Raw genomic sequence first — 23,533 nt, 5'->3', positions numbered from 1 at the left:
GGCTTTGACCTGAAAAAAGTCGGCAGAGAGTATGTGTGGAAGGATCACGATAGCCTGCACATCAAGGATAACGGTCCAGGTGAGCGTGGTGCTTGGTTCAGGTTCAGCGAGGACAAGGGCGGCGATAACATCGGATTCCTGCGTGAATACATGGGAATGTCTTTCGTTGATGCGGTCGAAGCTCTCACGGGCGAACACATCGACCGCACTTATACTCCGTCCCGCACATACGAACAGAAGCCGAAAACAGTAACGGCAAGGGAGCTTTCCCTTGCCGAAGCTGACAATGCAAGGCGTGTGTTTGCGTACCTGTGCAAGATAAGAGGGCTTGACTATGATATGGTATCGGCTCTTGTCCGTGGTGGAAGTATCGCCCAGGAAGAAAAGACAGGCAATGTGCTTTTCAAATACTATGACGATCAGGGCAAAGTGATCGGTGCTGAAAAGGTCGGCACATCAACAGAACACAAATTCAAAGGAATTGCAACAGGCTCGGCAGCAGGACACGGCTTTGAAGTAGTCCGTGGCACAGGAGAAAAGGCTTTTTTCTTTGAGTCGGCTATTGATATGCTCTCCTATCTGCAAATGCACGATAAAGAGCTGACCGATTGCAGGCTCGTTTCCATGATGGGCGTGAAGCCGAATATCGTGCTTGATACAATGCTCAGGCACAATATCTCTCCTGAGAATGTATTGTTATGCTCCGACAATGATACCGCAGGCAATGATTTTGCCCAGCGTTTGCAGGAGCAGTATCCCGACATGAAGCGTGTTATCACTCCCGATACATATAAAGACTGGAATGATATGCTTCGTGGTATCCCAAAAGCAGTAGAACATGAGACTGAGAAAAAGGAGGTTCAGCAGACAGATATGCAAAGATACGGCAATGAAATGTGGCACAAGGCGACAGATAACAGAGACAAGAGCCTTGTGACGATTCAGGCTGCTGATTTTGCAAGATTGCAGGAACAGCTTGACAGATCGGGCATCAACTATTATGCCTATGCCCGTGATAATTCCGTCATTATGGCGATCAATGACAAAGATGTGGAGTGGTTCAAGCGTATCGCAGGCACTCCCGACCTTGTTCCCACCAAATCCAACAGACCATACTCTCCGCCCGAAAAAAACATCTTCGGTTCTGCGGAGTATCGCTATATCCCGCAGAAAGAGTATCTTTCGGCAGATCGTGACCTTGTGCTGAAAATGGCTGAGATCATGGCGAAGCGTGGTATGCAGTTTTCGGGCAGAGTGTATCCGTCCGGCAAGGGTACGCTGACGGTTTCTCACGCTGACCTCTTTGCTGTCCGCAATATCAGGGACTCTGTTATAAATATGCGTAAGCAGTTTGCAAGTCCCGATAAGGCGCAGGAAGTCGGCAACCGTGACTATCGTGCGAACCGTGATACCCATTATTATATGTCAAAGCTCACACCTGAACAGTTCAAGGAGGTCAAGCCTTTCCTTGAAACAAGTGTGAGCTATCACGCTGTTGTCCGTGACGGAAAGGTCGCATTTGCGGTGGATAAGGAGAACGCTCCTGCATTTCACCGTGCGCTTGAAAACGCTGTCCGTGAGACAAATATGCTCCGCAAAATGGCTGACCTCGGTTTGCCGATGGAGCAGAATATCGCTCTTTCGCCCGTAGTCCACCGCCTTGCTGTCGAGGATATGCAGCTTGATCTTGCTGATTTCTTTGACAGCAGATACGATGAAGCACAGTTTGGCGAGATGCTCTCGCTTGTGAACGCATATATCGCTCAGGCTCCGGCTGAACGCTACGGCGAAAACAGCAAGCTGACCGATATGCTTGAAGCGAAGTCCAGCTTTGACCGCAGTATCGAGCTTTCGGACTTCTTTTCTCTGCACGATTTCTCCGATGAGCAGAGAGCCGCAATTACGGCTATGTTTGTCGGTGATGTGACGAGAGGACAGATCGACAGCATTGACGAGACTTTCACGGCTGAGGACATTCAGGCATACGATGAAATTCTCCATAATGCTTTGCAGGAATCCGATGTTGCGGACTTCCTGACTGCCCATAAGCAGGCGGTTATTGACCGTGAGAACGCAAACAGAGTTCCCACTGAGGAAGAAGTGCTGTTCCCGAAGGCTGACCTTGCGAAGTTCCTTGCGGAGCGTACTCTTTCTTCTGATGAATGGGAGGATATGGCTTATCCGCTGTTTGAGCGTGGTTATCTTGAAAAGCACAAGCCCAGCGATAAGGCGGCTTTCGGCTATCATCTGAGCGAGCCTGCATTCTATGACCTTGCCCGTCGTTTTCATGACGGTGAGGATATTCGCAAGGAGCTTGCACTCGGTCTTTTAGAAGGCGGCAATTCTGCGGATATTGAGTTCGTTTTTGAACAGGGTGAAATGACCGACCGCACCTATTATTATGCTGAAAACCTCCGCCACTCTCTGCATCTGGAGAGGACTGAGGACGGCTTCAAGTGCAGTTTCGGCGGTATGGAGCGCTTTGTCTCCTTTGAGGAGATCGGACAGGCTTTCATCGACCGTATCCATGAGGAATATGAGGACTTGGCATATTGGGCGGTGCTTGATTTTATCAAGGACGATATTCCCGATATTTCCGATGATACGGTAAAGGAGCTTATCTCTGCATTTGACGGTGCCGCACTCCACGGTTGGGAAAACGGCGATAATATCCCGAAGCTCAACCGTATCAAAAAGGCTCTGTTTGATGTTCTCGGTGACGAGGACCAGACCGAAAAAGCCTTTGCTTGTATCGCAAAGCACAAGTACGATGTGACCTTTGAAGCTGAAAAGCCCGAAAAGCAGCCGGATAGCCTGTCCTTCCATTTTGGCAAGGATAAGGGCGATGAATGGGTTAGCGAGAGCGACATCGTTCACGATTTTGCACTTGCACACCCTGATTGCAGTTTTGCTCTCGGCAATGCTGTCCTTGAATACCTCGATGAGAAGCAGCACTCGGAGCGTAATATCCCTGAGCTGAAAGCAGGCTGGTATAAAAAGACCGATTTCAGTATTACCGCTGTTATCAACGGTGAGGAGTTCAACTATGACGGCCGCTTTGATATTGGCGATGGCAAAGGCACGGGTGGCGGTTCGCTGATCGACCATATCCGCACATATAATGAGGGTATCCTCGGCTATACGCAGCACCCGTTCAATCAGCCGGAATATAAGGAAAGGGCGCAGAGAATGCTTGACATTTTCGTTCCTTTCCTTGAAGCATATTCTGAGCTGACCGCTGAGGAACAGCGTATCTTCGACGATTTCAAGGCACAGTACCCGATCCGCACCTATGATGATGTGGAAAAGGAACAGGGTAAGTTCCAGATCTATCAACTCCCCGGCGGTGAGAAGTATCACGGTGTCCGCTTTGAGGGGCTTGACAGGCTGAAAGCAGAGGGCGTACAGCTCAATAGGGACGATTATGAGCTTGTATATGAGGGCTTAGTCGGTGAGTTCAGAGGAAATGCAACTCTTGAAGGCATTTTCACTCAGTTCAACACCAATCAGCCTGCGGACTTCTCAGGTCACTCCCTTTCGGTTTCCGATGTTATCGTCATTTCAATGGACGATAAGGACACGGCATATTATTGCGACAGCTTCGGCTTTACCGAAATGCCTGAATTTTTCCTTGAAAAAGAAAGGACACAGGAGAAGTCTGTGCCGTCTGTTGCCGATCTTGCTGTCGGTGATATTATCATGTATGACGGCGCTCGCCGTGAGATTGAGGAAATTAGTCCTGACCGTATCAAGATGAAAGACCTTGATGCACCCGATTACGGCGGTATTCTGCTCGGCACTTCCGATGTGCTTGCCTATGACGGCTGGCAGCAGGATATGGAGGAAAAGGGCTTTGAGATTCTGTCTAAGGACGGTCAAGCTGCGGAAAAGACAGAGCCGGAGGACAAAGGACCAGTCTCTCTGCGAAAAGTCGGTGACTTTTACGAGATGTACGGCAAAAATGCGGAGATCGGTGCGGAAGTTCTCGAACTGCATATGACATCAAAAAACGGTCAGCCTATGGTCGGTTTCCCCGATCATGTCAAGGACGAATACTCCGCAAAGCTTCGTGAAGCAGGATATACCGTTCTGATCGAACAGGCATTTGAACTGAATCCTCCGAAGCGTGAAGCGGAAAAGCTCCAGACCTTACAGCAGGTCGTTGACAAGTTCTTCGGAACAGACTGCGAATCTGCGGAAACGGAGCGTGGCACATGGAAACTGGCTATCGCTGACGGCGAAAAGGTCGGTGAACTGTTTTATGGCGGCGATCCCGTCTGCGGTATCTATAACCGTGGCGACAAAATGGAGATCGAGCCTTACCGTGAGCTGACAACATTTCCTGCACTCCTGCGCACAGCTATGATTGAGCATAATCCTGACAAGCCTGTGGAGATCATGGACTTTCAGCGTACATTTGAAACTCCGCTTGACAAGGCAAAGTGGCTTATCAACGATTTCTGTGAAGCTGAGTACCGTGAAGAAGCGGATTTCTCCGATCTGCATAGTGTAGGTCTTGCGTTTACTACGCTGACAGACGATGAGCTGCCTATTCAGGTAACGGCTGACCTTGTTGACTTCAAGATCACTCACGAATTTGACGGTGAGGTATTCGATACAGAGCAGTTTGATAGTATCGAGGATATGATCGAGAATGGTCTGACTGATCTTGATTTCAGCGATCTTGTATCTGTACCCGATGAAGTGATCGAGCGTCACACTGGTAAGGACGAACAGACGGTAGAGCTTATGAGCGATGCCGCCGATGCAGCAGATATTTCTTCTCCTGCCGATGATGTTCCTGCGGTCACTCTGAAATACAAGGGCGATGCCGAGAGCCTTGACGAGATCAAGGACAAGGCACTTTCTCTCGGTGCTACGGTTATCGTGGACAATGCTGAGGGTATCATTTCCATTGACACTTATGCAGACCACACGGCAGAGCTTGACACGCTTGCCTATGAGCTGGGTGTTATGGCGGTCGATGATGCTCCTGCGGTGGCAACTCCTGAACAGGAGACTGCGGATATTGACAAGCCCCTTTTCACCGATACGGCTGTCATTGACGAGATTCAGCGTAATGAAAATGCTGATGTTCCGTTTTGGGAAATGCCCGAAGCACAGGGCGAACAGCTCTCTCTTTTCGGTGATCCTGAACCGCTGACCGCTTCAAAGCCCGCACCTGAAAAGCCAAAGTCTGAATTTGCCAAAGATCCGGTGGTGGACGGTGTTCAGGTCTATGAAGCACTTGCCGCAGAGATCGACCGTGGAACTGGCTTTGTTCACGGCAAGCTCCGTGTGCAGGACTTCTATGAGGAACAGCACCCGACAATTCAGCGGCTTGCCGATTTTTTGAAAAAGGAATGCGGAACAGGCGGACACAGCGGTGAGGGTAAGATCTCACTCGTTGACTATAATTCTCAGGGTATCACATTCAGCTTTGAGAACGGCGAAAAGTTCCGTCATTCGTGGTACAATGTCGCAACAATGACAGAATCACGGCTCAGGGACGATACCTACCTTTCTGCTGAACAGAAAGCTGAGAGGGCTGCACTCAAAGCGGAAAAGGCTGAGGAGCAGAGCCACAAGATCGTGGAAGTCGGTGACCGATTTCGTCACAAGATTACTGGCGAGGTTTCTGAGGTTATTTCGCTGACTGGAGCGCTCCCGTTCTATTCGGACGATTGCACCATTCAGCGTGAAAGCAGCGGTTTCGCTGTGACGGAGAATATCTCATACGATAAGCTCCTGAACAGCGGTATGTATGAGTATATCGGCAAGGCTGAACCTGAAAAGGAGCAGTCTGCACCCGTGAAGCCTGAAAAGGCTGAGGGCACACCCGATAATTCTGCGGTCGCTCTCGAAGCAGAAAAGCCCGAAATTCCTACGATCAAGAACCTGTCTCAGCTCAAAAAGGCGATCAAACCAGGAATGATGTTTGAAATCACAGACCATCTCCGTCCTGAGTGCATCGGAGAACGCCGTATCGTAACAGGCGTAAGCACCGTTGATTTTACTTCCCGAAAGCTCGATGAAAACGGCGAACCTACAGGCAAAGACCTCCACATGGAGTTTGACCGTGCGAAGAACTGGACGTTTGACGGCGATGAACTGACTTCACGGCTTGATAACGGCGATATGCTCATGAGCTTTCATTTCATTGACAGCTTGGAGCGTGAGCAGATTGTTCAGGCTGAGAAAGAGCCGGAGGTCACACTTGTTGCTGATGAAGTCGATGTTACTGAAACGGAAGTAACTGCACCCGATAAGGGCGAAAACTTCACCATTACCGATGATGCTCTCGGTGAAGGCGGCGCAAAGGCGAAATTCCGTGCCAATGTTGACGCTATTAAAACGCTGAAAACACTTGAACGGGAGAAGCGTCCTGCGACCGCTGAGGAAAAGGAAACCCTGTCGAAATATGTCGGCTGGGGAGCTTTGGCAAAGGCTTTTGATAAGGACGATCCGAAGTGGGCCGCAGAGTATAAGGAGCTTTCCGAGCTGCTGACTCCGCAGGAGTACGCTCAGGCTCGTTCAACGGTCAATGATGCTTTCTATACTTCTCCTACGGTTATCGACGGCATCTATGAAGCTCTTGGCAATTTCGGATTTGACGGCGGTGCTGTCTTAGAGCCTGCAATAGGTATCGGCAACTTTTTCGGCAGAATGCCCGAAGAAATGCAGTCGCACTCTCAGCTCTACGGCGTGGAGATCGACTCGCTGTCCGGCAGGATTGCTCAGGCTCTCTATCCCGATGCGGATATTGCAATTCAGGGTTTTGAGCAGAACCGTTTTCAGAACGGCTGCTTTGATGTGGCTGTCGGCAATGTTCCGTTCGGTGAGCTTGGTTTCCGTGAGGAGAACCCCATAAAAGTACACCCAAATATTATTTACTCCACATTCTGCGGAAGCAGAATGTTTCTTTTCTCCGTAAGCCCTTTGTCAAGGAACTTGTAAAAGATGTGAATCTGCCTGTCCTCGTCCTTGCTTTCGGGACGATCACCAATCACGATGTACTCGATAAGCTCCAAACAAGTCTCACGGGTAAGCTCCTGAATATCGACATACTTCTTGATATTTTCAATGTATCTGTCAATATCCTTTTCAGCCTGTTCAGCGGTTTCGCACTTTTCTTTCAGTACAGCGACTTTCTCTCTCAGCATCTTCTGCTCATCAAGATACTGATTCAGCATTTTCACGCAGAGTTCTTCGGGTACAGTACCGAGGAGCTTTTCTTCATAGGTCTTACTGATAAGCGTTTCGAGCTGTGCAAGCCTTTTCTCACCCTCATGGAGTTCCTTGCTGTTATGCTGGCTCTCCGCATCGGCAGTAGCCTGTCTGCGTTTTCTAACGGCTTCACGGAGTGCGTCCTCGTCCTCAACGGCAAGTCGTGCCTTTGCTCTAATATCGTCAACAACAATCTGTGAAATTACTCTTTCCAAAATGGAATGAGGAGTGCAGCCGTCCATTCCGCTTCTAACATAAGTACCACAGCGATAGCTGACAGTCTCATATGTTCCACGCTTCTTAGAGGTGTGCATGGTTCTGTTCATTTTCATCTTGTAACCGCAGTCTGGGCAGTACATAAATCCTGACAGCGGAAGAATCACGCCTTCTTTTGTTGTCTTGCCGATACTCACCGATGCGTCAACCTCTCTAACCTTGTCCCACAGCTCTCTTGAAATGATAGGTTCATGATTATTTTCAATCACTATCCATTCCGACCTGTCCTTGCGTATCTGCTTGTGATTTTTGTAGGATACCGTTGTCACTCTCTGCTGTGCGAGATTTCCGATATAAATCTCATTGTTAAGAATGCCACGCACCATACAATCATTCCACAGATGTGAAGTCACAAGGGGATTATCTTTGCCTTTAAGCTGATAACGATGATCCGAGGGAGTTGCGATGCCGTCCTTGTTAAGCTGTATAGCGATCTGCTTCGGACTTAACCCTCTTGCCCTCTGCTCAAATATACGTCTTACGATAACGGCGGCATCTTCATCAATCAAGGGCGTATGCTTTTCATCATCTGCCTTGATGTAACCATAAGAAGCTGAAGCCGCCAGATACTTGCCCTGCCGAGAATTTGCTGCCATGACACTGCGTACCTTCTTTGACGTGTTGGCGGCGTGCCATTCGTTGAATAAATTCATCACAGGCATAAGATCCATTGCCGAACTGTTTCTGTCAAGCGTGTCTACATTGTCGCTCAGGGCGATGAAGCGGATATTGAATGAAGGAAAAATGTAATCTATATACTGACCGACCTCGATATAATTTCTTCCGAAACGTGAAAGGTCTTTACAGAGGATAAGATTTATCTTTCCCGACTTTGCATCATCAAGAATCTGCTTGATACCTGGTCTATCGAAACTTGTTCCCGAATAGCCATCGTCCTCGCATATCTCGATAAGATTCCACCCCTCCTGCTTGCTGACATATTCCGTCAGCATCTTCTTCTGATTTTCAATCGAAAGGGATTCGCCCGCACGTTCGTCCTCCTGCGACAAACGCACATAGATCCCGACATTGTAAGTAGTTTGCTTTGCCATAATAACTCCTTTCCAATCAAAGCAAACCATATTCGATGATACAACTATTATAGCGCAGAAAACCGAATATGGCAAGTCTTTTTTCAAAACTTTTTAGTTCTTTTCGGTTTTCTGAAACGCTCTTTTGAAAGCAAGTTCATAAAGCACCTTATCAAGGTCTTTTTCACCCACGAAATGACTTGTCACAGCATAACGCTGACCGTCCACTTCGTACACGGCTTTGCTGGTCGGCTTATCTTTATATCTCTCATTCAGCTCAGCCAAAGTAAATCCTGTATCTTTTCTTGGCAAGTGTCTCCTTTCCGCCTGCGATTATCTATCTCTACACGCAATGGCTTTTTGTTGCAGGGGCGTTACGCCTGCACAGGTGCTGTACGGAACGGCAGAGCCGTCCCTTACACAGCAATCGTTTTGTTGTCGGAATATATGTTACTCCGAATAGGAATGATCTGTTTCTGAAAAGCTCATCTGCTTAGCGTACTTTTCGGAATAGCTTTCGTCCGAGCTGTTGTCAGCATCGGCAGAACTATCGTCAGCCAGCTCACCAATCTGCTCATAGGTCATACCGCTTGCTGTCAGCTTGCCGATCAGCGTATGCTCCGCAGTCACAGCATCGAGAAGTGCCTGTCCCTCCGCACCGCCGTAAAGCTGTGAGAGCTTATCGTAGGTGTAGAGCTTGCTATCAATGATGACCTTGCGCCTGCGCTCCTGCACAGCTTTGATAGACTTTTCGTAGCTGTCGAGCTTTGCCTGATTCTCCGCAAGAACAGCATCCGTAATGATAACAGCGGACTTCTCATCAACCTCGGTCTTAGCTTTCTTACTCATTCTCATCACCTCGTATAATAGATTTTAGGGTGATTTGAAGAGCACCCCAATGAACCTCTGCCACACTCAGTTGAGAGAAGCAGCAGTGAAATCAGAATGAGCGTAGCGAATGGAGATTTCAATGCTGCCGGCGGAGTTCCGCCGGGTTTAATCAAACAATCAACAGGCATTCACATACCCATGATAAAATAGCTGTGATCAGCAGGAACAAGTTCTGTTTCACCTCAGTCGAGCCGCATGGCTGCTTCCGTAGAGAGTCTGTTCCCCAGAGCTGTGAGTTAGCTGCTTACACGTAGGCTGTTTATCCGGGATGTGTTCCATCCGTTTTTACAGGCAGTACGGATCATCGCATCGGAGCGCCCCGGAGTGGATTCTGATAAGCGAGGTTGATGATGCCACAGTATCATGGGTAGCTGAATGCCTGTTGATCGCAAATCCCGATGAAGGGAGGTGGAAATTGTGAATCAAGACAAACTTTATGTTGGCATTGATGTCAGCAGCAAGAATAACGTCTGCTATCTCATGTATTCCGACGGCAGTAAACATAGTTCGTTTTCTGTGCCGAACAACAGGAATGGTGCAAAAATAATTGTTGACAGAGTTACCTCTGTGCTTCTCTTGCAGGATATTCCACAGGTTGTGATCGGTATGGAAGCGACTTCCGTTTACGGCGACAATCTCATGCGTTTTCTTCGTGAAAGCGGCAGTCTTGGACGATTTGAAAGAAACCTGCATATGCTCAATCCTAAGCAGGTCAAGAAGTTCCGTGATGCCTATTCAGATCTTCCGAAAAACGATCATGTTGATTCCTACGTCATTGCTGACCACCTTCGCTTCGGCAGAATCAATAAGGAGGTCTATATGGACGATTACAAGTATCAGGCGCTCAAAATGTATACAAGAGCGCGTCACCAGCTCGTACAGGAACTGACACGGGAAAAGCAGCGTCTTCTGAACACTGTTTTCATAAGCTTTTCCGGACTGACACAGGAGAAGATCTTCTCCGACAAATTCGGCGCAACGTCAATGGCTCTGATCGAGGAGTTTTCTTCGCTCGATGAGCTTGCATACATGAGTACCGATGAGCTTGTAGATTTTATCCGTAAAAAAGGGAAAAATCATTTTGACGATCCGGAAGAAATTGCAGAAGCTGTTCAGCGTGCTGCGAAGAATTCTTATCGTCCGCCGCAGGTCATTGCAGATGCCGCCAAGCAGATGCTCGCCATCTCTATGAATACCATTCGTCTGCTCCAGAAGCAGATCAAGGAGTATGACAAAGCGATTGAAAAGATGCTGGAAGCATTCCCACAGACACTGACCTCGATCAAAGGCATTGGCAACATTTATGCTGCCGGAATCATTGCTGAGATCGGTGATATTAACCGTTTCCCCAGTCAGGCAGGCCTTGCGAAATATGCCGGTCTTGTCTGGACTCAGCACCAGTCCAGTGACTTTGAAGCTGAGGACAAGCGCATGATCCAGGGCGGTAACCATCATCTGAAATATTATTTGTGCGAAGCTGCAAACGCTCTGAGAAGATGCGACCCGGAGTTCAAGCGCTTCTACGCTCTCAAATACAAAGAGGCTAATAAGCACAACCACAAACGCGCACTCGCTCTCACTGCCAGAAAGTTGGTCAGGTTAGTCTATACACTGCTGAAGACTAACCGCCTGTATATTCCGCCGGAGGAGTATTGATCCGGCACCTCCAGCCCGTCGAAAAAATTTTTCGGCGCAGGCTTTAGTAGGAGATACCCTTTTTGTCTCTTCTTAGGCAGAATGTATGGATTTCTTCCTTGCTTTTCTACTTTTTGCCTATTGACATTTTACCGTAGGACTCCCAATGTATTGGATTTAGGGATAATACCCTATGCTAATATTATAGCATTCTCGGACAGCAAAAGTCTATTCGCATTGCGCAAGAAGTTGAGTGCGCCATAAAACTTCTTCATTCGTGAAATTGTTATGGGGAATTTTGCAGAAAGCAGACCGAGCATTGCAAATCCGAGCCATATCACATTGACTGCATACTGCATAGGTCACCATTTCTGATTTATTCAATACGGAGAATTATTATCACGGAGCAACTATTTTTATAAAAATCATGCCCGTTTCCTGATTGAACGTGCTTGTATATATAGAGGGGGTTTTATCCGAGTGCCGCCGTGACCTATTCACATTCTGTATAGAAATATGCTGTTGAATTTAGGCACAAGGGAGAACCGTCATGAACAAAGTGTAAACTTTTCTGAAAAACAACGCCATTTTCTCAAAAACACCGGTAGAAAAGTGAAGGGCTTTGACGTTGTGACGATCACACGCACCCCTGCATATCATTTTCATCATAAAATTTTTCTGCGGTATACTTAACGAAGCGGTCAATAATTTGGTATTAACTTATGGGAGCATATTTCATAGGACTGCCGCCCAGACTGCGCAATAACTGCGCTGAGCCAGTTTACAATTTCAAGAGTGATGATATTGAGTGCATCACGCAGGAGCGTGAGCGAGTATGACCGCCGACCTAAGCGGCGGAGAGTTTAAGTCGCATAGCTCCAAATTCGCTGACGGAGCATCGAAAGCCTGAGTGATATGAAAATCCCACAGGCTGGAAAATAGCGCTACAGCGCAACAAAAATAACAAGCATTGTATTTTGCGCCGCACAGCGAGCGAAAATACCAAATGCTTGTTAGGGACACCCCAAGCCCCGAAACGACCGCACAGCGGTCAAGAAAATCGGCTAACGCCGAAATACAAACAAAGGAGACACCACTATGAAAACCGAGAAAAAGAAGCGTGGAAGACCGCCCAAACACAAGGCTATGGAGTTTGAGGGTATGACCTACGAGGGAGCAATCAATCACGCACTTGACAAAGAGGTCAGAGCCGACCTTGACAAGTGCCTTGCCGACAAGGACGAGAGCCAGCTTACCGACGATGAACGCAAGTACCTGAAACGCAAGAAGGAGAAGAAGTCCTACACCCTCAATGTTCGTTTCACCGAATCGGAAATGCAGGACATTCTTTCCAAGTGTGAGCAGTACGGTTACAAGAACAAGACCGAGTATATCCGTGATTGTGTTCGGGCGAGGGTTGATCTCACGCCCGACCGTTCCGAAATTGCCGAGTGTAACCGTCTGATGAAACGCATCGGAGCAAACATCAACCAGATACTTGTCCGACTTTACAGCACAGGTCACATCTATGCCGAGGATATTACCGAGATAAAGAAAGGGGTAAACGAAATTTGGCATACACTTCTATCCATACGATCAGGGCAACAGTCAGCGCAGCGATCGCTTACATCACAAGAGATGATAAGACCATCGACGGTTTATATGTCAACTCTTATGCTTGCCGAGCCGATAGCGCAGGAGCAAGCGAGGACTTCCGAGCCGTCCGAAACACAGGAACAGGACGCACCCAAATCCTTGCCTACCACATGATACAGAGCTTTGCCCCCGGTGAAGTCACGCCCGAACAAGCTATGCAGATCGGAGAGGAGCTGTGCGACCGTTATCTGAAAGGCGATTATCAGTATGTCATTGCTGTTCATCATGACAAGTCGCACCTGCATTGCCACATCATTTTCAACAACACAAATCTGTATAACGGTCTGAGCTTTACCACCGAGCATAATCAAGGCAGAAAGTCTGAAAGAGCGTGGGCAGAGTTGCGTGAGATTTCGGACGAGATATGTGCTGAACACGGTATATCTGTTATCTCCGAGCCTGAAAAGGGACATGGGGTATCTCACTTTGAGAGGAATATGCAGAAAGAGGGCAAGTCGTGGAAAGATAAGCTCCGTGTCAGGATTGCGGAGGTCATGCTTTACAGCCGTGACTTCAAGGATTTTCTTGAAAAATGTTCGGAGTGCAGTATCGAATATGTTTACAAGCCAAGCAATAAGGTCAAGCTGAAATTCCGTTTATCAGGTGACGGTCAACAGAAGTTTACAAGAGCCGACACCCTGGGCGCAGACTTCACCCCCGAACGCATAGCCGAGCAGATAGCGGAGATACAGGAAAAGCTGTCAGCGGCGAATGTCACTCCCGATATGCTTATCGAAGCGCCGAAGCCTGTTGTTCCAAAGACCGAGCCGAAGCCGACACAGACAGTCACCGCACCGACAAAGCCGAAACAATCTGCCGAGCCTGAAACTATCACCGAAACAAGTGAAACCGCAAAGAGAAAAGCTGCTGCGGAACAGGTGGAGAAGTTCTTTGCAGCCCGACGAGCAAGACGGCAGGCACAGCTTGATATGCTTAACGCAACTGCTATCAATCCGAAGCCTGAACCGTCTGCCCGGACACCACAGCCCACACCTACGGAGAGTAAAGCACCTGAAAAGAAAGAAGATCCGTGGAAAGCTATCAGAGGTATGGGCAGAGCAAACGAAATCATCGCAGACCTTGAAGCTGGTGGCGTTATGTCATTCAGCGAGCTGTCTGGATTCTTCTTCAATACACCTCACTCCGATGACCACACAACTGAGCGTGCCGATCTGAAAAAGAAGTTTACAGCTATTGACACGCTCATTGCAAAGATGAAGCACCGTGACGAGCTGGAGCCTGTTTACAAGGAGTATCAGGGCAAATCGGGCTGGTCGCAGAGCCGTTTCAAGAAGAAAAATGCCGCCACTATCGAGGACTACGAGCAGACGGTCAAGTACATCAAGGAGCATATCAAGAAGTATGCTGTTGACGGCAAACCGCCGACGATGCTTGACCTTTTGGAGAAGTCCAACAAGCTGAAATCGAAGTGGAACAGGCTTAATGTCGAGCATACCGCATTCCTCACCAAGCGTGAAACGGCGAAGAAGTACACCCGACAGGTGCGCCAGTACATCAACGAACAGCAGATGAAGCGTGAGCGTGAGAAAAGCCGTCAGAGGACACAGGCTAAACATAGAAATAAAAATACACTTGAATAAAGAAAGGAAACAACAACTATGAGCAAAATAGGTTATATCCGTGTTTCTACGGAGCATCAGGAAACAGCGAGACAGCAGGAGATCATGTGCAGTTATCAGGTTGACCGCATCTTCTCCGAGAAGCTGTCAGGAGCGAACACCGACCGCCCTCAGCTCAGGGCAATGCTTGACTATGTGCGTGAGGGTGACACCCTCTACATCGAGAGTATCAGCCGTCTGGGACGCTCCACAAAGGACTTGCTGAACATCATCGACACCCTCACAGACAAGGGAGTAACGCTCATCAGCCACAAGGAGAAAATTGACACCGACACTCCTGCGGGCAAATTTATGCTCACCGTGTTCGCTGCACTCTCACAGTTGGAGCGTGAGCAGCTCAAACAGCGACAGCGTGAGGGCATCGAGATCGCTAAGGCTCAGGGCAAGTACACCGGGCGAAAGCCTATCCCCACCGACTGGACGAGGTTCGGTCAGCTCTATGGGGAATGGAGAGCCAAGCACATCACGGGCAGGGACTTTATGCGGAGAATGAATATGTCAGCAAATACTTTCTACCGCCGTGTGCGTGAGTATGAACTCCGTCACGGCATCACCGAGCCGACCTCAGCTTGACCGTCAGGCGAACGGAAATGCCACACATCACTATCCGAGCCTGCGGAGCGGAATTCTAACCGCTGAAAAGAAAAAGCCCTCAGAAACGCTTACAAGAGCATTTCCGAGGGCTTGCGGTTATTCAGTTCCAATAGAGTTTGTGCCTGTTGTGGTGTGCCCCACAATGCCTATTCAGACTTGTGTGGAACGAAAAATATAGTATTTGGCAATAAAACAAGATAACAATAAATTTATAGTTTAGTTAACTACATAGACATTTCCCTTTATGGCGATTTCGTTTATTATGGCACTACGGTTCAAATCTTTTTGGGACAATAAAACAATACCTATAATATTAATATCAGATTGCTTAATAGTATCTTTACCTGTATTAATACCGTTTCTTATGTTTTCAAATTCGTCTTCCAAATAAGCGTGTTTATCATTTATTATATTAACAAACTTATCTAATGGTGAAATGAGCTTTTCGCCAGCATAGAACAACGGGATACCATACACTCCTCTTTCGTCATTTTGAGGATTTTGAATCGTTGGTAGTGTTGAATCAGAATCATTGTAAGTATCGACCCAAAGCCATGTCACTGTTCCGTATTCACTATATTCATCTATTACAGATGATATATCTGATGAATTGATTGCATTCTTGAATGATACATATATTTTGCCTTCGCCAAGGATTGTTGAAACATCATTATCTTCTTCTGGCGTGGGGAGAAAAAAACGTTGATATTGAGAAGAATCATTTTCTTTAATAAGACAATTAGGAAAGTCTGTATTTGCGTTTACTCCGCTTGTGCCTGTCAATAAGCCGATTTTTTCAAATATGAATTTCTGATCAAGACTCACTTTTAATCTGAATGTAAATTTGTTAGTGTATTCTGTTGTGCTAAAAGGATAACTAAGAATAGAGTATTGATATTCATTACTGCTCTTTTGCTTGATGTCAAGCTCATTTCCATTTGGACAGCTTATATAATAATAATCTTGTATATCTTTATTCATTTGAGTCATCATTTTATCTCTGTTGTGATACTTAGATAAAACAAAAGTGCCTGCCGTAACTAATAATGATATAATTATAATTATAATTGTTTTTTTCATTGCTTCAACCTCTACTTCAAGGCTGGACACCGCTTATAAGCTGTTCATTATAAAAAACAATTATTTTATCATTTGGCAATAGCTGTTCTGTTCCCATTGAATAATCATTCGATGTATCCCAATTAGACCAATCTGCTGCATTTAGTCTAAAATGGATTACAAACTGTTTATTAGGTTGAAGTTCAACATCGGTATTAAATTTGATTTTTGCATATGTATTTCCGTAATCGTCATTAACAAATTCACAAACCGAAGTATTACCTAAGTATTGATTATCTACAGCAAGCCAGTCGCAATGGTATTCAAGGTTTTCTTTATTGTCTGCATTAAATACATAATTTATAGTTATATCACTCATTTTTAAAGGCTTGTCAGAGTTGTTAGTTATAACTATATTGGGATTTATAGTATTTGAGTTACTAATACCTGCATTGCAAGATTCTACTGTTATTTCAGGTGATTTCTCATCATCTTGAATTACCCCTGGATTGATAGTTGGCGTAACAGTTGTATCTATTTCACCATCATTATCAAGATCAATGTTAATAAAAAATGAACCATCTGATAAATTTAAGAATAATACAGATCCACTATTCACAGAGATATTGGTATACAAATAGATGTTTCCATCAATATTGCACATAATATCAGTGTTTTGATCAGCAAGTGAATTGATTTTACAATCATAATTATCATCAGCAAATTGAGCCAGTAAAATCGGATTGCCAACTGATGTTAAAGGGTCAAATTTAAAATTATTCCCTTCATGAACCTCTGAATTTGTGTAATAATATGAACAGGTTTCGTTTGAAAAGAATAAATCAAAATAACCTGAAATAGCAAGCTTATTTGAAAGTGTCTTGGTTTCTTCTATGGCATTAGATGTAAGATTGTTATTTGCCATTTTTGTTCTCATGGGCAGCTTCATAAATGATTTTGTATCTTTTATGTTTTTTAATATCTCATCTATGCATTCCTGACTCTGTATTAACCCCATATGATCTTGATCAAAGATTTTTATATCCAAAAGATCGTGATTAAAATTCATTGTTGCACTTTCAATTGGAACTACACTATCGCCAATACCATATTCTGGAACGAATTGCAATCCTCTATCGCCAGGACAATGTTGAATAGTTGAAATGGTATTTCTATTACTTCCTAATAATGCTATTCTTTTCAGATTATTAGTATTGTTTTGGGATATTTTTATGCGGCTATGGTTATATTTTCCATCTATCCAAAGATAATTATTATAATCATCAGAAATCAGCTCATCAAATTCGTCAAATGTAAAATACGTAAAATTGCCGTTATCTATAAAATAATCATACCAATGATCATAAGTTCGTTTATATGAATATATCCACTGCCAGTCATCTGTATAATCTTTATTTGGCAACAAATCATAACAACTGCCTAAATTCACCAAAACACTTGGAAGTTCAAATGAAGTAAATAATGATTCTGCTACCCCGAGTCCTCCTATGATATATGATAAATCACCAGTGCTTAAAACGCAAAGCATCGTTGGCGCACCCCAAAATGGTGTTCCGGCAGTTATTTGTTTAGAAATATTATCAGCACCATATTCCGAAATGTATTTTTCTGTAACAATACCACCCATACTATGTGCAACAAAAACTACCTCATTATAATCACTAATAAGATCATGAAGATTATTAGCCGTTATTTGCGCTCCCATTCTCCAATCATACGGGAAAAATAAGATATCATACTTATCAGAAATATCAGTATCATTATTTAGTGATTCAATTATTCCTTTATAAGTATCATCATATCCATAATTATTAACAGGATATAATTCAATATTACTATTACCGTAGTAATCGCATTTGAGCGACTGGAACGCATTGTGAATTTTTTTAACATCATCAAAGTTACTTGGCTGTTCAATCCAAGATCCCCATACACTTTCATCATTTGATGTTTTTGCAAGATCTATTCCCATTATTCCCGGTACTACTACAACGGCTCTTTTCAATTTAGGAATTGTTATGTTTTTGGTTATTCGCTTTACTTCTGTATCACCGGTCTTGGCAACTTTGTATGATAATTCAAAATCCAATTTTGCATTTATATCAGAATTATGTTTTGAATCTGTTGGAACTATAAATTTCAAAGGAATTGAATAGCTTTTACTTGGCTTTATTACCGAATAATTGTGTGTAAGTGAGGTTCCATACTTTGGTTCAAGGTTATCAGCAGTGATTTTTATCGATACATCTGTCGCATCGCCATCTCCAATATTATCCAAATATACATTTGCATTTATATCATCATAATTAAAATTGGAAATACTAACCTTATTATCAGCGTATACACTTAATGCTAACGGAGGAATTAAATTCTGTTCTAACTCACTCAATCCATAATAGGTAACAAATTCTCGTGTTTCACCACTGGTGAAAGTATCTTTGTTCCATGTGATGGATACTGCACTATCTCCATTAGATCGTCCTGGCTGAGTCACATAATCCCATAGCGTACTTGTTACATTTCCCCAATTAGTAAATTGTACTTTATCAGGTTTTCTGTCTCCCGATTTGTAGAATGTACCTTGTGCTACTACACCGGGATTAGTTGCGGAATCAAAGGCTTGCCATATTTGCGGAATATTAGAACCTGAATATACGGTTTCAGTTGTTACATCAGATCCGTTTACTCTGAATGGCGCAGCATCATTACCACCGAGCATAGTGTCCATCATAATTCTTATGCCCACTTGTTTGGCGTATTCTGTATCATTTTTGACGATATACTTAATCTTAACAACATCATCTCGTCCAGTCGCCGAATTCTCAATAATAGATAGTTCTTGTGTGACATCAACACCATCATAAGAAGCTTTGGAAACACTTTTAGAACCATCAGCATCATAAGTTACATTTGATGATGTAAACTCATTTATGCTTTCACCAACAACAATTGTTGTTTTTGATGTTCCTCCACCCGGATGACCGAAAAGCATCTTTTTATTATCATCAGTTGAACTGTTAGGGTTTCCTCCTATTGTACCAATAGTATAGTGACCATTACTTGCAGTGTTGAACTCAATGTAGTCATTTGCTATTAAAGTATTATTTTTGAGAATACTTTTAAGCATTCTATTTTGGGGAACACTTACAGCAGAACTTGCCAGATTTGATTTCCATTCTTGGTACTCTTCACCATTAGGATCTAACGTTGAGTAATATTGATATTCGTCAACATAATCATCGGCAAAAGCAGGTAAACTCGTAAGCATAGTTGTAGATAACGCAATACAGCTAAGACCTGCCACGATACGTTTCAAAATCTTATTCTTAACCATTTCATACCACCTTTCTGCAACACACAGTTGCCAATTATTTCTTGTTTACATAGTTTCTCAGCTCTTCTGGCTCTACAGGTTGTGCGAACCAATGGAAGCAAGCACTCGGAACTGATGTGGTAGCTACCACCAGCGCAAGAGCCGCCAGTGCCGTAGAAGCCTTCTTTGCTATGCTCATCAGCTTTTTCATTACAAATCCATCCTTTCAAACAGTTCAGATAAGTCAGGCTCTTTCGGTTGATAAAACGTAATACCGCAAACGCTGCCATTTGAGATATACAGCACCAGCCTTACAAGAGCAAGAATTACAATCGCCAAAATACTCCGTTTTTCTCTTTCCTTATCATCGTTTACTGTTATCACCCCGATTCAAAAAGTGACCGAGCAGTGCCATGATTGCTGACAGCAGCATTCCGCTTGATACATAAAGGCTTAGTTTTTGATATTGGAATACAAGCAGTGCAATCGTGACAACGGATAGGGTAACAGCTAAGATGCAGCTTCTTTTCCTTAGCTTGACACTCTTTTCCTCTGACATCGGTTTATTCGGATGCGGAACGGGAGCAATACATAGAATGATTGGTAATGCTATCATTATGAAACTGATGCTGAATATTGGCGTAATATGTCCGCTTACATTGCAAATGCCGTAAGAGAAAACCATCATCACCATGACAAGCGTGAACATACAACTAAGATGACTGTTAGCGTGAAACCCACCTACAAACTGTCTCAACCCCATAAATACGGCTATGAATACAACAACCGCAGGCAGCGTATGGGAAAACAGAGCAATCAGCAGGACGATAATGGTATTCAGCACATCAGAGATCAGCAGCTCCATTCCATATGCGTAGATCACCTCTTTGGATTCTTCCGTTATGTTCTGAACCACAAAAAAGTGTGCTATGCTTTTTGCAAGTTTTGAAATCATTTCTGAATCACTTCCTGCAAAAATCATAACACAAGTTGCAAATTTTTTCAATAGGTTTTGAGAAAAAAGGTCTCAAAGTGTCCCCAAATGTCGTCTTCTTGTCCCGAAATGCAAATAGTTAAATTTGTAAACAATTACGAACCATAATGTTCAGCTTAAAAATTCCGTCATCATAATCGAAACTTACTAACCCACCCAATCTATCAACGGAGGATTTGATACTGTTTATCCCTATGCCGTGAAGCCCTTGTTCTTTCTTTGTTGATGTTAAAACAGATGTATCTACCTTATCTGATGTATTTGTAATGACAATAAATAGCTTCTCTCGTTCTTCCATTAGGCTTATCCAAATATGCTTATGTGATACACCAGCTCTCTGGCAACCTTCTATTGCATTGTCAAGAGCGTTTCCGATGATACGGCACAACTCCAATTCGTCTGCCTTGATATTTGTTATGATATTGACCTTGCAAATAAACTCTATACCGTATGTCTGAGCAAGAGAACCCTTGATGTTCACAATAGAATCGACGGCATTATTACCAGTATAGCAGAGTCTGTTAGCAAGCCTTACAAATGAGCTTAGCTTGACAAGATATTCCTTAGCAGAATCAGTATCATTGTTTTCCAACATATCATTCAGAACTAAAAATTGATTTTCAATATCGTGTTTAAACTCTCGTACTTGCTTGTATGACAGGGTAAGCAGCTTATAGTTTTCCTGTTCCTGTTGCTTTATTGTTTCAAGGTATTTTAACTTTATCTTATCTTCAAAACTTTCAAAGAAATTAAACATAGCAAGGTTTATAAAGATAATTCCTGCAAGAGAAACGCCCAAAGAAACATAACTATAAGTGTTGCTGCCAACAAATCCATCAAGCATTGTTTGTAAAAGAAAAATACTTATGATTGGAATAACTATTATCAATATCCAATATTTTATCGGCAGTTCACGAATTTTTTTGTTTATTATGCGGTGCATCAATCCTATAAGCCATAAATAAATTATATTTGTGCCTACCATTCCGAGATAACGTCCTAAACCAGACTCTAAGAATTCATCTGGTGTTCCCATATTAGCAATGCAAAGTAATCCAATCACAATAGGTTCAGATATAGATATAATCAGTAAAAACAATATGTTCCAAAATATTTTATGACGGATTGAATCATCATAACAAATAAAGGACATGGAGCTAATAAGAATAATGGTTGTAATCAGATACACTAAAATATTATCTGTCAACAAAACTGTCGCTGACAGTATTACAGTAGAAAGAAGATACGACAGATAAAGAACTGCTTTATTAACTTTTGCCTTACTCAACAAGGAAAAGTATAAGAATACCAACATCATTTCAATTGCTACATTGACAATCTCAATGATATTTTCAATCAATACGGGCAACTCGATCATCTCCCTGTTGCATAGTTAAGATAGCGAGCAACTATCTCATCTTTATATGTTTTGCCTATGGGGATTTTTCTGCCGTTGCTTAGAATAATATCGTACTTGGTAATATTCTGTATATGGTCAAGATTTACAAGTATTCCACGGTTTATAATAGCGAAATTGTACTTTAACAACTCGCCACACACAGTTGAAAAATCGCCGCCGTACTCCAATTCACCATTAACTGTGAATAGTGATACCTTTCTTCTATGTCCCTCAAAGTAAAGAATATCTGTCAGCCTGAACTTGAATGACAGATTTTTATTATTGAAAGTGAAAGTTCTAAATCGCTGCTGGCACTCAGCAATGATAGAATTTAGCTGTTTGGTATATACATAGTCTGGCTGATTTTTCAATATATAGCGAAACGCTCCCACATCGTAGCCCTTAACGGCAAATTCGGCATAATTCGTCAGGAAAGAAATAATAACTGAACCATCTATCTGTCTGATTCTTTCAGCGGTCTGCAATCCGGTCAGATCGGGCATTTCAACATCGAGTATGATGACTTCATACATTCCCTTGACATAGAAACTCAATAAGTCTCTCCCGCTTGTAAATTCGTGTATTTCGCAGTCGGGGAGTTTCATTTCTCTTAATCTGTTATGAAGTTGTTTTAAGAATACAGGTTCATCATCAACGATAGCAATATTCATAGCAATCACCTCACAATTGGTCATGCTTTATGTATCAGTTATCATTATACCACATCGGAGAGATTATTTCAAGAGAAAAAATAGCTATGCCTCCATTAATAGTTTCGGAGACATAGCCTCATGTTGCGTTATTTTATATTCATCGAATATGGTCTATTGCCTGATTTAAGAGTGGGTGTACTTATAAGTGCTTCACAGATACCGTCCACGATACCACGAAACTGCACGATTTCTTCTTTGCAGAAGCACTCGACAAGCTGAAAAACGGCGGAATTATGGCATTCGTGACCTCGGCAGGCACACTCGACAAGCGTGACGAAAGCACTCGCCAGTTGTTGGCTGATAAGGCTGACTTCATCGGTGCTATCCGTCTGCCGGGTGGCAAGAACGGAGCTTTTAAGGATAACGCCGGAACAGAGGTCACAACGGATATTATCTTCCTGAAAAAGCATGAAGGCAAGTCACTTGCCGAAATGTCCGATATTCCCGATTGGGTTCATATCGGTGAAACGGCTGACGGTCTGCCGATCAACAAATACTTTGAACAGCACCCTGATATGGTGCTTGGTACAGTGGTCGAGGGCAACAAGCTCTACGGCAGCGGTACTATGGTTGTCGCTGAGGACGGTTTTGACCTGAGATCGGCGCTCCATGAAGCGGTCGGAAAGCTGTCTGCGGAGATCAGTCATGAGCGTGGCAGAGATGTGTATGCGAAAACGGCTGACGGTGTGCAGGTGCAGATTCCGTCGAAACTGCGTAATTACAGCTTTTTCCTTTCTGACGATCAGGTCTTCTTCAAGAAAAATAATGCTGCCTGTGAGTTCCGTTTTGACAAGGGTACTGCACAGCACAAGCGTTTCAAGGCATTTATTGAGCTTCGTGATCTCACCCGTGAGCTGATCGAAGCAATGGAACTTGACAAGCCTGACAGCGTTATTAAGGATTTGCAGGCAAAGTTGAATGTGGCATACGATGATTTTTATAAGAAGTTCGGACTTATCCACTCTCAGACCAACAAGCGCTATTTTGCGGAAGATGTTTCGTATAACCTTGTCGCAGGACTGGAAAAGAGCTATGATAAGACAAAGCTCCTTGAAAAGTCCGATATTTTCACAAAGCGGACTAT

Annotated in this window: 14 protein-coding genes and 2 pseudogenes; 6 read left to right on the top strand and 10 right to left on the bottom strand. The window is 44.0% G+C overall.

Annotation, left to right across the window (positions count from 1 at the left end; all coding sequences use genetic code 11):
* Window positions 1-33: 33 nt before the first annotated feature.
* On the top strand, window positions 34-6,957 hold the full coding sequence (locus AB5Z01_RS11885) for a YodL domain-containing protein (RefSeq protein WP_368365563.1): 6,924 nt from the start codon (window positions 34-36) through the stop codon (window positions 6,955-6,957).
* Here AB5Z01_RS11885 and AB5Z01_RS11880 read toward each other — a convergent pair.
* The 3 genes from AB5Z01_RS11880 to AB5Z01_RS11870 form a co-directional block, all read right to left on the bottom strand.
* Window positions 6,891-8,555 (bottom strand): recombinase family protein, encoded by a 1,665-nt coding sequence (locus tag AB5Z01_RS11880; RefSeq protein WP_015558955.1) that lies wholly within the window; start codon window positions 8,553-8,555, stop codon window positions 6,891-6,893. The two genes, AB5Z01_RS11885 and AB5Z01_RS11880, sit on opposite strands and share 67 nt — an antisense overlap.
* Before the next feature lie 93 nt (window positions 8,556-8,648).
* On the bottom strand, window positions 8,649-8,846 hold the full coding sequence (locus AB5Z01_RS11875; RefSeq protein WP_038670326.1) for a hypothetical protein: 198 nt from the start codon (window positions 8,844-8,846) through the stop codon (window positions 8,649-8,651).
* A 138-nt stretch (window positions 8,847-8,984) separates the two neighbouring features.
* On the bottom strand, window positions 8,985-9,383 hold the full coding sequence (locus AB5Z01_RS11870) for a hypothetical protein (protein WP_015558956.1): 399 nt from the start codon (window positions 9,381-9,383) through the stop codon (window positions 8,985-8,987).
* 459 nt (window positions 9,384-9,842) lie between these two features.
* Between AB5Z01_RS11870 and AB5Z01_RS11865 the strand changes: the two genes are divergently transcribed.
* The 4 genes and pseudogenes from AB5Z01_RS11865 (at window position 9,843) to AB5Z01_RS11850 (ending at window position 14,929) form a co-directional block, all read left to right on the top strand.
* A complete protein-coding gene (locus AB5Z01_RS11865; RefSeq protein WP_287214455.1) occupies window positions 9,843-11,081 on the top strand; it encodes an IS110 family transposase in 1,239 nt (412 codons plus the stop codon).
* Window positions 11,082-12,158: 1,077 nt separating this feature from the next.
* Window positions 12,159-12,830: a plasmid mobilization relaxosome protein MobC gene (gene mobC / locus AB5Z01_RS11860; RefSeq protein ID WP_015558958.1), complete on the top strand. Its 672-nt coding sequence runs from the start codon at window positions 12,159-12,161 to the stop codon at window positions 12,828-12,830.
* Window positions 12,728-14,317: pseudogene (locus AB5Z01_RS11855) on the top strand (relaxase/mobilization nuclease domain-containing protein); the annotation flags it as partial. The gene mobC and the pseudogene AB5Z01_RS11855, both read left to right, overlap by 103 nt.
* An 18-nt stretch (window positions 14,318-14,335) precedes the next feature.
* Window positions 14,336-14,929, top strand: a complete 594-nt coding sequence (locus AB5Z01_RS11850) for a recombinase family protein (RefSeq protein WP_015558960.1) — start codon at window positions 14,336-14,338, stop codon at window positions 14,927-14,929.
* A 237-nt stretch (window positions 14,930-15,166) separates the two neighbouring features.
* Here AB5Z01_RS11850 and AB5Z01_RS11845 read toward each other — a convergent pair whose 3' ends face one another.
* From AB5Z01_RS11845 to AB5Z01_RS11815, 7 genes are all read right to left on the bottom strand, one after another.
* The gene (locus AB5Z01_RS11845) at window positions 15,167-16,030 is read right to left on the bottom strand and encodes a hypothetical protein (RefSeq protein ID WP_022127262.1); all 864 of its coding nucleotides are present in this window, start codon (window positions 16,028-16,030) and stop codon (window positions 15,167-15,169) included.
* Window positions 16,031-16,046: 16 nt separating this feature from the next.
* A complete protein-coding gene (locus AB5Z01_RS11840; RefSeq protein ID WP_368365562.1) occupies window positions 16,047-19,364 on the bottom strand; it encodes a cellulose binding domain-containing protein in 3,318 nt (1,105 codons plus the stop codon).
* A gap of 34 nt (window positions 19,365-19,398) precedes the next feature.
* Window positions 19,399-19,554 (bottom strand): AgrD family cyclic lactone autoinducer peptide, encoded by a 156-nt coding sequence (locus tag AB5Z01_RS11835; RefSeq protein WP_022127260.1) that lies wholly within the window; start codon window positions 19,552-19,554, stop codon window positions 19,399-19,401.
* Entirely contained in the window at window positions 19,554-19,727 is a 174-nt protein-coding gene (locus tag AB5Z01_RS11830; RefSeq protein ID WP_353681360.1) for a cyclic lactone autoinducer peptide, read from the bottom strand. The genes AB5Z01_RS11835 and AB5Z01_RS11830 overlap by 1 nt, the downstream gene beginning before the upstream one ends.
* The gene (locus AB5Z01_RS11825; protein WP_022127259.1) at window positions 19,708-20,298 is read right to left on the bottom strand and encodes an accessory gene regulator ArgB-like protein; all 591 of its coding nucleotides are present in this window, start codon (window positions 20,296-20,298) and stop codon (window positions 19,708-19,710) included. The genes AB5Z01_RS11830 and AB5Z01_RS11825 overlap by 20 nt, the downstream gene beginning before the upstream one ends.
* 118 nt (window positions 20,299-20,416) lie before the next feature.
* Window positions 20,417-21,706, bottom strand: coding sequence for a sensor histidine kinase (locus AB5Z01_RS11820; RefSeq protein WP_157864625.1), 1,290 nt, complete (start codon window positions 21,704-21,706; stop codon window positions 20,417-20,419).
* A 5-nt stretch (window positions 21,707-21,711) separates the two neighbouring features.
* Window positions 21,712-22,407, bottom strand: a complete 696-nt coding sequence (locus AB5Z01_RS11815; protein WP_015558963.1) for a LytTR family DNA-binding domain-containing protein — start codon at window positions 22,405-22,407, stop codon at window positions 21,712-21,714.
* Between the two features lie 275 nt (window positions 22,408-22,682).
* On the opposite strand from AB5Z01_RS11815, the pseudogene AB5Z01_RS11810 reads away from it, so the two are divergent.
* A pseudogene (locus AB5Z01_RS11810) lies at window positions 22,683-23,533 on the top strand (hypothetical protein); the annotation flags it as partial.

Source organism: Ruminococcus sp. RTP21359st1_H3_RTP21359_211015 (assembly GCF_040909065.1).
Classification (GTDB): domain Bacteria; phylum Bacillota; class Clostridia; order Oscillospirales; family Ruminococcaceae; genus Hominimerdicola; species Hominimerdicola aceti.
Note: the sequence above shows the minus strand (reverse complement) of the source record. Positions and strands in the feature narration are given on the sequence as shown.

Coding starts and splice junctions, on each gene's coding strand:
- AB5Z01_RS11850 (WP_015558960.1), top strand. CDS start 14,336: ATGAGCAAAATAGGTTATATCCGTGTTTCTACGGAGCATCAGGAAACA.
- AB5Z01_RS11835 (WP_022127260.1), bottom strand. CDS start 19,554: ATGAAAAAGCTGATGAGCATAGCAAAGAAGGCTTCTACGGCACTGGCG.
- AB5Z01_RS11880 (WP_015558955.1), bottom strand. CDS start 8,555: ATGGCAAAGCAAACTACTTACAATGTCGGGATCTATGTGCGTTTGTCG.
- AB5Z01_RS11815 (WP_015558963.1), bottom strand. CDS start 22,407: ATGAATATTGCTATCGTTGATGATGAACCTGTATTCTTAAAACAACTT.
- AB5Z01_RS11825 (WP_022127259.1), bottom strand. CDS start 20,298: ATGATTTCAAAACTTGCAAAAAGCATAGCACACTTTTTTGTGGTTCAG.
- AB5Z01_RS11845 (WP_022127262.1), bottom strand. CDS start 16,030: ATGAAAAAAACAATTATAATTATAATTATATCATTATTAGTTACGGCA.
- AB5Z01_RS11840 (WP_368365562.1), bottom strand. CDS start 19,364: ATGGTTAAGAATAAGATTTTGAAACGTATCGTGGCAGGTCTTAGCTGT.
- AB5Z01_RS11870 (WP_015558956.1), bottom strand. CDS start 9,383: ATGAGTAAGAAAGCTAAGACCGAGGTTGATGAGAAGTCCGCTGTTATC.
- mobC (WP_015558958.1), top strand. CDS start 12,159: ATGAAAACCGAGAAAAAGAAGCGTGGAAGACCGCCCAAACACAAGGCT.